The sequence below is a fragment of the Polyangium sorediatum genome, assembly GCF_029946465.1.
Lineage (GTDB): Bacteria > Myxococcota_A > Polyangia > Polyangiales > Polyangiaceae > Polyangium > Polyangium fumosum.
On record NZ_JARZHI010000162.1, the window covers coordinates 1 to 2556 of the forward strand.

The window sequence follows — 2556 nt, forward strand, 5'->3', positions numbered from 1 at the left end:
GGGCTCGAAGACCCAAGGGGCCACGGTCTACCGCGCCCTCTGCCTCCAGACCCCCGAACCCTAGCGCAGCCTTCAGATACAAGGGGGCGGACAGCCCCCCGCGGGGTCCGGGGCAGCGCCCCGGGCGTGGCGTGCATGGCCCGTAGGCTCAGCCGTCGGCGCCCGTCTCCGCCCGCGTCGCCGCCATCTCGAACTCGTTCGTCTCGCCCGGCTGACGCTGCGAGGGCCGCACGCGCCCCGCCAGCTCCTCCAGATCCGCCAGCGCAAACGTCGACGACAGGACCGCCGCTCCGCGGCTGAACGCGCGATCGTTCGCCTCCATCGCCGACCGCTTCTGCCGCAACGTCGCCTCGGCCTCGCGCGCCTCGCGCGCCACCGCCGCGAGCGCCTTCTCCAGCGGCGGTAGCTCGAGCTCGAGCTCTTCGGCAAAGGCCTCCCGATCGAGCGAGAGCCCCCGCCGCCGCGGCGCCGGCAGCCGCACCGACTCGTCGCGCAGCGCGTCCAGCACCGAACGCCCGATATTCGCGAGCACCGAAGGATCCGTCGGCACCGCCTCCAGGAGGTGCAGCCGCGGCAGCCCCGCCATCCCGCACGTCGTCTCCACCGCCGCGCGCAGATCCACCAGGATCCGCCGCACCTTCTCGACCGCCTCGTCCCGCGCCTTGCGCGGCGCCGCATCGTCGGCGAGCTCCCGCTCGTGGGCCGCGTCGGCGCGCACGAGCGCCTCGTTCTCCGTCGCGATGAGCCTGCCGACGAGGCGAAGGAGGAGCCCCACGTCCGGCATGTCCTCGTCGGGCCGGAGGTGCGGCGAGAGCAGCTCGGCGACACGTCCCGCCACCTCGTTTGCGTGCGTGTGCGCTGCCGCGGTCACGGCGCGCGCGGACTTCTGCCGATCGGTGACGGCCTTGGATGCCATGCGGGGAAAGGACCTCCTCGACCGCGGCATCATGGCCCTCGGAGGCGCCCCGTGGCAACGTTCGGCTTGACGCCCTTCGGCGTTTGGTGCTTTGCACGGGTCCCGCCGTGCCCACGAGAGCCCCGTCTTCCCCCGGGCGTCGCCGCCGCCGCGCCTCGCCCCCAGCGCCCTCCGAGGCCGGCGCGCCGGCCCCGTCGTCGCTGCCGCCCTCGCCCAAAAAGCCCCGCGCGCCCCGCACACCCCGCGCTCGCCTCTCGCCCCGCGGCCGCGCAGCCCTCTTCGCGATCGCGGGCGCCGTCAGCACCGTGGGCCTCGCGCTCCTCGCCCTTGTCCTCGGCTATGGCCACCTGCACGCCCCGGACGCGGGCACGACGGTCGAGCTCGACTGGCCGGCCGGCCTCGACAGCGACGAGGCCGCAGCCCTGCTCGCCCGGCACGACCTCGTCCGCAACGAGGGCGCGATGGCCATGTTCCTGCGCACGACCGGCGGCACGGGCGCGTTCGTCCCCGGCCCGCACCTCCTCCCGCAGGGCCTCGACCCCTGGGACCTGCGTCACCTCCTCGAACGCTCGTCGAAGCGCCCCACCACGCGCGTCACCATCCCCGAGGGCTACCACCGCTTCGACATCGCGACCCGCCTCGAAAAACTCCGCGTCGCGGGCAAAAACGCCTTCCTCCGCGCGAGCGCCGACCCGCTCCTGCTCGACGAGCTCGGCATCGAGCGCAAGGGCGCGCTCGGCGTCGAGAGCGCCGAGGGATATCTCTTCCCGGCGACCTACGATTTCCCGCTCGACACCGATCCCAAAGAGATCGTCCGCCGCCTCGTCACGGAGGCCGATCGCCGCTGGGCCGCGCTTGCGACGCAACACGCCGCGGGCTTCGCGTCGCTCCGCAATACGCTCGGGTATGGCCGCCGCGAGATCCTGATCCTCGCCTCGATCGTCGAGAAAGAAGCGGTCCAGGCCGACGAGCGCCCGCTCATCGCGAGTGTCTTCTTGAACCGCCTGCTCGACCCCACGTTCAAGCCGAAACGCCTGCAATCCGATCCCACGGCGTCGTACGCTTGTTTCTCCGAGCCCGACGTCGTCCCGGCCTGCGCCGGCTTCACGGGCAAGATCACCCCGGCCATCAACCGGGACGCGAAGAATCGATACAGCACGTACGTGAACGACGGATTGCCGCCCGGCCCCATCGCGAACCCCGGCGCTCCGTCCATCGAGGCCGTGCTCGCGCCCTCGGCGACGAAATACCTCTATTTCGTGGCCAAGGGAGGCGGCCGTCACACCTTCAGCGAGGCGCTCGACCAGCACAACGAGGCCGTCCGCAAGCTCCGCGCGACCTCGCCGAGCGCCGAGAGACCCGAATGAACCCCCCCGATCGAAAGCGCCAAACCCTCGTCTCGAAAACCGCCCTGCGGCTCGCCTGTCTCCTCGCCGCGCCGCTGCTCGTGGCCTGCTCGGGCGCCACCGCCCCCGACGGCTCGGCGCCGGCCCCGACGACCACGACGGCCGCCGCGCCCGCCTCCGCCGTCGCACCCGCGCCCGCCTCCGCCGCCGCGCCTGCGTCGGCGGCTGCTTCCGCCGCAGCGCCCGAGCCTGCCGCATCGGCGTCCGCCTCCGCCTCCGCGGCGGCCCCGGAAG

Annotated in this window: 2 protein-coding genes and 1 pseudogene; 2 read left to right on the forward strand and 1 reads right to left on the reverse strand. The window is 73.4% G+C overall.

The genetic code is table 11. The annotated features are described in order from the left end of the window. Nucleotides 1-148: 148 nt before the first annotated feature. Complete coding sequence (locus tag QHF89_RS49760; protein ID WP_136972731.1) at nt 149-916, reverse strand: hypothetical protein; 768 nt, start codon at nt 914-916, stop codon at nt 149-151. 107 nt (nt 917-1023) lie between these two features. On the opposite strand from QHF89_RS49760, the gene mltG reads away from it, so the two are divergent. Next, nucleotides 1024-2283 (forward strand): endolytic transglycosylase MltG, encoded by a 1260-nt coding sequence (gene mltG, locus QHF89_RS49765; protein ID WP_284722026.1) that lies wholly within the window; start codon nt 1024-1026, stop codon nt 2281-2283. Continuing rightward, a pseudogene (locus tag QHF89_RS49770) lies at nt 2280-2556 on the forward strand (hypothetical protein); the annotation flags it as partial. The gene mltG and the pseudogene QHF89_RS49770, both read left to right, overlap by 4 nt.

Bases quoted from the DNA above. Each gene is read 5' to 3' on its own strand.
- QHF89_RS49760 (WP_136972731.1), bottom strand. From the start codon at position 916: ATGGCATCCAAGGCCGTCACCGATCGGCAGAAGTCCGCGCGCGCCGTG.